Genomic DNA, 5,912 nt, shown 5'->3' with positions numbered 1-5,912 from the left:
ATCGAAAGGACCGTTTTGCCTTCAGTGGCTGGGTTTACAGGCAAAGAAATCTGGTGGAGCGTTTCTTCAATAAGCTCAAGCAGTTCAGGGGAATTGCCACACGATACGACAAAAATCCCTTTAACTTCCTTGCCGCTGTCAAGATTGTAGCCTCTCGCATCTGGATCAAAGCGTTATGAGTCTACGGCCTAGCGTTCATCTTTGCAATCCTAAGGATTAGGTTTGTTTCGCCGCAGAAACCTGTACGGGCGAGCTTTATTTGCCTTCGGGGGAGGGAATGAGATGAAAAAAGTGCTTTTCGCAGCGGCGGTGTCCGCCGTTACGACCACCTGCGCGCTCTCATGCGTTGTCGCCCCCGTAGCGGCGCAGGCTCAGACGATCAAGTCCTTCGTCAAGATCGACAAGCCCGCCGAAGGCGCGCCGCTTCTGATCGTAACCCCCGAAGTCAGCCTGTCCCTGCTGACCGCCGGTGGCGTGCAGGAGCCGCGCTCGGACTGGTCAAAGGCCGCGCAGGGGCACTTGTCGGCGGCCCTGACCACCGCCCTCAAGGCCAAAAAATACGCCGTCAGCGAAGTGGCGCTCGACACCTACGAAGACCCGCGCGCCCTTCAGATACTGAAACTGAACGATGAGGTGGTGTCGGCCATCGCCTGGCAGCAGGTGCCTATGCTGCGTCTGCCGACCAAGACCACCTTTGACTGGACGCTGGGCAGTGGTGCACGCACGCTGGTGCCCGCCGCAATGACGGACCAGGCGCCGCGCTATGCTCTGTTCCTCACCTGCAAGGGCAGCTACCAAAGCTCGGCCAAGGCGGCACTGAACGTCGGCATGGCGCTACTGGGCGGACCGATGCAGTTCGGCGGTCAGGGCCTGCAATCCACATTGGTCGATCTCGATACGGGTCAGGTCGTATGGTATCAGTTTAACATGGTGGCGTCGGGCACCGACATCCGCGAAGCCGAAGGGGCGACGGCGGCGGTCGAAAAGCTGTTCAAGGACCTGCCGCTCTGATGCGCCGCGCGCTTACCGCCCTCACCGGCGCGCTGCTGATGACGGCAACGCAACCGGCCGTGGCCGCCGACAAATATCCGGAGCGCCAGCCGGGCCAGACGCCTGTGGCCGGAACGCTGGAATTTTCCATCTGGGAAGAGACGAAAAAGGCCGAGCGTGACGCCCGCACGTCGGGGGAGCGCAACCATGACGAAGCGCTCAATGCCTATGTCCGCAGCGTGCTGGATCGGGTGGCCGGAGATTACAAAGGCGACCTGCGCCTCTATGTGATGGATCGGCCCTTCTTCAACGCCTCCATGGCCCCCAACGGCTATACCGAAGTATGGACCGGACTGCTGCTCCGGGCCCAAACCGAGGACGAACTGGCCTTTGTCTTGGGGCACGAATTTGCCCATTACCGTCACAACCACTCGACCGAAGCTTTTGAGACGGTCAAGTCGAACCAGAACGCCGCCGCCGCCGCGGGCATGGTCATCGCCATCATCGGCGCGGGCGCGGCCGCCAATGCCAGCAGCTATTCGGCGGCGCGCGACATATCGAACCTGACCGGCGGGCTGATCGACGCGGTGTATCTGGGGGCCATCGCTTCCTACTTCGCCTATTCGCGCGACAATGAGAGCGAGGCCGACCGCTTCGGCAATAGCTATGCGCTGAAGGCCGGTTACGACCCCTATGCGTCGGTGCGCATCTGGTCCTATCTGATCGACGAGACCCGGGCATCCGACTATGAACGCACGCGCAAGCGCGGCGGCCGCATCAATGTCTTCGGCTCACACCCTCTGGAAAGCGAGCGCGTCGATGCGCTCAGCCGGCAGGCCGAAGGATTGAAGGTCAAAAGCGACTCCGACGAGGTGCAAAAAGAGAAGCGCGCCGCCTATCGCGCCCATATCCGCCCCTATCTCGGGCGCTGGCTGAAAGACGATCTGCGCCGTCAGGACTATGGCCAGACCCTGTTCCTGATCGCTGAACTCCAGCAGGACGGCCTCGATAGCGGCCTGCTGACCTTCTATGCCGGTGAGGCCTATCGTCTGAGGGCCAAGGACAATCTGGGCTCTCAAGACCTGCTGGCCGCCGCCAATGCCTACAGCGAAGCCGCCGCCCTGCCCGACGCGCCGCCGGAAACCCGTCGGCAACTGGGCGAGGTCTATCGCCGCATGGGCCGCACGCAGGACGCCATCACCGCTTACGAAGCCTATCTCAAGACCTATCCGCAGGCGCAAGACGCCTGGATGGTCGAAGACCTGCTCACCGGCCTGAAGACGGCACCTGCACCCGCAGCCCCGCTGCCCGCGCCTGCCAAGAACTGATTTATCGGGGGACAATCATGCGTAAATTCACCGCTCTGAAAACCATCGCCGCTTCCACGCTTGCGGCCGCGCTTCTGGCCGGTTGTGGCGGCGCGACGCTGGCCCCCAAGGGGGCTCTGGCCGTCGGTACGGGATACAGCGTCAGCCTGAGCCGCGACTGGTCCGACATCTCGCCGCTCTATTACAGCCGCGCCAAGAAGGTCAAAATCCTGTCGATCGACGGGCCCGGCCTCAACCGCCTGTTTGTTTCCGAAGGGCTGAGCGCCGCCGACCCGCTGATGGTCCACCCGGTCAAGGGCGATAACAAAAACGCCCCTGCCCTGCGCGGTAAGGCCAATATGTCCTATTCGGAACAGATTGAGTTTGTCACCAACTCGCTGGCCGCTCTCGATTATCAAAAGGTCGAGGCCTCAGCCCCCAAACCGGTCGATCTGAACGGTCAGCGCGCGGTGCGTTTCGACATTACGGCCAAGACGGCCGAAGGGTTGAACGTGCGGGGTGTGGCGCAGGCCGCTTCCAAGGGCGGGCTGGGCTATTACATCGTCTATATCGCCCCGGCCGAACACTATTACGACGCCAGCCTGAAAGACGTGCTGGCGACGATGGACAGCGCCAAACTGCCGTAAATCGGCCCGTCAGGCTGGAGGAGTAGCGGATGTGCGACGAAAGACCACATAAAGCCTAAGGACAAACCGGCGTAAGAGCAGAACGCACCTCTTCAGGACGCCGCTCATGCCCGACACTTCTTTTCCCACTCAGTCGTTTGCTCAAAAATCGTGGCAAGAGCACGATGTGATGCGCTTTATGGGGCGGGAAGCACCGCGCTACACCTCCTATCCGTCGGCGCATCATTTCGGCGCCTTGACGCCGGAGACCTATAAGGGCTGGCTGTCGTCCCTGCGCCCGGATCAGCCCATTGCCCTCTATCTGCACATCCCCTTCTGCGAGCAGATGTGCCATTTCTGCGGCTGCAATACGCGGGCGACGTTGAAATATGCGCCGGTCGAGGCCTATGTCGGGGCGCTGGTCGCTGAAATTCAGGCCGTCGGCGCGCATCTGGGCTTCCGTCCGGCGGTGCACAGCGTACACTTCGGCGGCGGCTCGCCCTCCATGCTTAAGCCGGCCGATATGGGCCGCCTTTTTGAGGCCCTGCACGAGGCCTTCGACCTTCTGGCTGACGCCGAAATCGCCATCGAACTGGATCCGCGCCGCGTCACGCTGAGCAAGATCAAGGCCTATGCGGCCTTCGGCTTCAACCGCGTCTCTCTGGGCATTCAGGACACCGATCCCGTTGTGCAGGCCGCCATCAACCGCATCCAGCCGCTGGAGCAGGTCAAGACGGTGATGGGCCACCTGCGCGACAATGGCCTCAACCGCATCGGCATTGATCTGGTCTATGGCTTGCCGGGTCAGACCCTGAACAGCCTCGACACCACCCTCGCCCACGTGTCCGAACTGGACCCCGACCGCATCTCGGCCTTTTCCTACGCCCATGTGCCATGGGTAAAAAAGCACCAGACCCTGATCGACGAAGCCCGCCTGCCGGGCACGGAAGACAAGGTGGCCATGTTCCTGCGCCTGTCGGACTATCTGACCTCACACGGCTACCGCGCCATCGGCATCGACCATTTCGCCAAGCCCGACGATGAGATGTCACGCGCGTTTGAGGCGCGGACGCTGCGCCGCAACTTCATGGGCTATTCGACCCTGCCCAATGACTATCTGCTGGGGCTGGGGGCCTCGTCCATCGGTGAGCTGGACGGCGGCATCATGCAGAATATCCCACAATCGACCACCTATCAGAACCGTCTTGTGGCTGGCGACTGGGCGACGGTGCGCGGCTGGGCCTATCAGGGCGATGACACGCTGCGCAAGGCGGTGATCAGCGACCTGATGTGCTATTTCGAAGCCGATATCCCGGCCATACTGGAACGCTATGGTTATGCGGCGGATTATCTCGATGCCGACATTGCCGGGCTGGCCGACTTTATGGCGGCGGGCCTGGTGAGCGTCGAAAACCGCCGTGTGCGCTTCCATTCGCCGCTTAAGATGCTGGCGCGCAATGTCGCCTGCGCCTTTGACACCTATGCGCGGCAATCCGAAGCGCCGAACCGCTATTCCAAAGTCGCCTGACGTTTCCCAGATCATTATGATTTCTGCTAGAAACATAATGATCTGGATTTTGTTTAGCCCCTCGCCGGGCGGTGGCTTGCGCCACCTTGGCCGCCGCCTCAATGGCGGCTTGAGCGGAATGATTCCCTTAGAAATCAGTCCGCTCTAAACAGAGCGCGCGGGTCGAAGCCGACCACCAGCGCCGTGCCCCACAGGACCAGCGCCCCGCCGATCAGGGTGCTCAGTCCCACGGTTTCGTGCAGGAACAGCCAGCCCCAAAGCGTGCCAAAGACCGGGATCAGGAAGGTGACGGTCAGGGCGGGGGCCGCCCCTATGTCATTGATCAGGCGGAAATAGATCATATAGGCAATGCCGCTGCACACGACGCCCAGCGCCACCACACCGGCGGCGGCCACAGGCGTCAGCGTCATCAGTTGCGCCGTCGAGGGTGCAAAGACCGGCACGAAGGGCGCGATCAGCACCACCGAAGCCCACATGCCGCCGTGGGCATTGGACAACGGATCGGGCGTGCGCGGTGCGTGACGGGCATAGACCGAGGCAATGGCGTAGCACAGCGCCGCGACCAGCCCCGCCAGCAACGCCACGGCTTCCCGTAGGGTGAGGTGTGTGGCATCAAGCCCGACCAGCACCCCGACCCCGGCCACGCCCAGCAACAGGCCGAAGACCGTTTTTATATCCGGCATCCGGCGCGACCACACCGCCATGATGATAACGGCAAACAACGGCGACATGGCGTTGAGGATCGACAGCAGAGAGGCCGTCAAACTTTCGGCGGCAAAGGCAAACAGCACAAAGGGCACCGCCGAATTGAACAGGCCCAGGATCAGGAAGTACTTATAAAACCCTTTGATCTGTAGCGTTTTGCGCGTTGCTACGCCCACACCGGTCAGAAACACCGCCGCCAGCAGCACCCGAATGGCAATCAGCCATACCGGCCCCAGCGCCCCGACACTCAGGCGCATGAACAGGAACGACCCGCCCCAGATGGCGGCCAGAGACAACAGACGGATCAGGCTGGCAACAGACATAAAAAACCTCAACTCCCTCCCCCGCTTCGCAAGGCAGGATGTATGCAACGCATTGAACAAGCGTCCCGTCTCTTGCGGTGGAAACGATCGCACGTCCAGTGGCGAGGTTGCCATTCACCGCATCTATCCTGCCAGTTCCCGTCAGTAGGGCGCCCCCTGCGGCAAAGTTTTCCTTATCCAAAATTCAAAGACTATCTATTTCATTTATTTCCGTAGCTTCGCCATAGTTGCCCTACGTCCCACAGAGGACAAAAGGCTAAGGAAAGACAAGACGATGAGCGAGAGCAAGTGCCCTGTAATGCACGGCAAGACCATGACCACGACGGCGGGTGCGCCGGTGGCGGACAATCAGAACAGCCTGAGCGCCGGGCCGCGCGGGCCTTTGCTGATGCAGGACTATCAGCTCATCGAAAAGCTGGCGCATCAGAACCGT

6 protein-coding genes and 1 pseudogene are annotated in these 5,912 nt (G+C 61.4%); 6 read left to right on the top strand and 1 reads right to left on the bottom strand.

Going from position 1 to position 5,912, the window contains the following annotated elements; translation table 11 throughout:
• The 5 genes and pseudogenes from Q0072_RS06625 to hemN form a co-directional block, all read left to right on the top strand.
• A pseudogene (locus Q0072_RS06625) lies at positions 1 to 179 on the top strand (IS5/IS1182 family transposase); the annotation flags it as partial.
• A gap of 103 nt (positions 180 to 282) precedes the next feature.
• Positions 283 to 1,011, top strand: a complete 729-nt coding sequence (locus tag Q0072_RS06620) for a hypothetical protein (protein WP_298327466.1) — start codon at positions 283 to 285, stop codon at positions 1,009 to 1,011.
• Positions 1,011 to 2,318 carry a M48 family metallopeptidase gene (locus tag Q0072_RS06615; protein WP_298327463.1) on the top strand — a complete coding sequence of 436 codons (1,308 nt, stop codon included), beginning with the start codon at positions 1,011 to 1,013 and terminating at the stop codon, positions 2,316 to 2,318. Before Q0072_RS06620 ends, Q0072_RS06615 begins: the two co-directional genes overlap by 1 nt.
• A 17-nt stretch (positions 2,319 to 2,335) precedes the next feature.
• The gene (locus tag Q0072_RS06610) at positions 2,336 to 2,944 is read left to right on the top strand and encodes a hypothetical protein (RefSeq protein WP_298327460.1); all 609 of its coding nucleotides are present in this window, start codon (positions 2,336 to 2,338) and stop codon (positions 2,942 to 2,944) included.
• A gap of 106 nt (positions 2,945 to 3,050) precedes the next feature.
• A complete protein-coding gene (gene hemN / locus Q0072_RS06605; RefSeq protein WP_298327457.1) occupies positions 3,051 to 4,451 on the top strand; it encodes an oxygen-independent coproporphyrinogen III oxidase in 1,401 nt (466 codons plus the stop codon).
• Positions 4,452 to 4,585: 134 nt separating this feature from the next.
• Here hemN and Q0072_RS06600 read toward each other — a convergent pair whose 3' ends face one another.
• A complete protein-coding gene (locus Q0072_RS06600) occupies positions 4,586 to 5,479 on the bottom strand; it encodes a DMT family transporter (protein ID WP_298327454.1) in 894 nt (297 codons plus the stop codon).
• Positions 5,480 to 5,753: 274 nt separating this feature from the next.
• Between Q0072_RS06600 and Q0072_RS06595 the strand changes: the two genes are divergently transcribed.
• Positions 5,754 to 5,912 (top strand): catalase (locus tag Q0072_RS06595; RefSeq protein ID WP_366941782.1); only part of this gene is annotated, 159 nt, incomplete at its 3' end.

The organism is Asticcacaulis sp., assembly GCF_027484505.1.
GTDB lineage: Bacteria > Pseudomonadota > Alphaproteobacteria > Caulobacterales > Caulobacteraceae > Asticcacaulis.
Note: the sequence above shows the minus strand (reverse complement) of the source record. Positions and strands in the feature narration are given on the sequence as shown.

Excerpts from the sequence above, each read along its gene's own strand:
- Q0072_RS06620 (WP_298327466.1), top strand. The coding sequence starts at position 283 with ATGAAAAAAGTGCTTTTCGCAGCGGCGGTGTCCGCCGTTACGACCACC.
- Q0072_RS06615 (WP_298327463.1), top strand. The coding sequence starts at position 1,011 with ATGCGCCGCGCGCTTACCGCCCTCACCGGCGCGCTGCTGATGACGGCA.
- Q0072_RS06610 (WP_298327460.1), top strand. The coding sequence starts at position 2,336 with ATGCGTAAATTCACCGCTCTGAAAACCATCGCCGCTTCCACGCTTGCG.
- hemN (WP_298327457.1), top strand. The coding sequence starts at position 3,051 with ATGCCCGACACTTCTTTTCCCACTCAGTCGTTTGCTCAAAAATCGTGG.
- Q0072_RS06600 (WP_298327454.1), bottom strand. The coding sequence starts at position 5,479 with ATGTCTGTTGCCAGCCTGATCCGTCTGTTGTCTCTGGCCGCCATCTGG.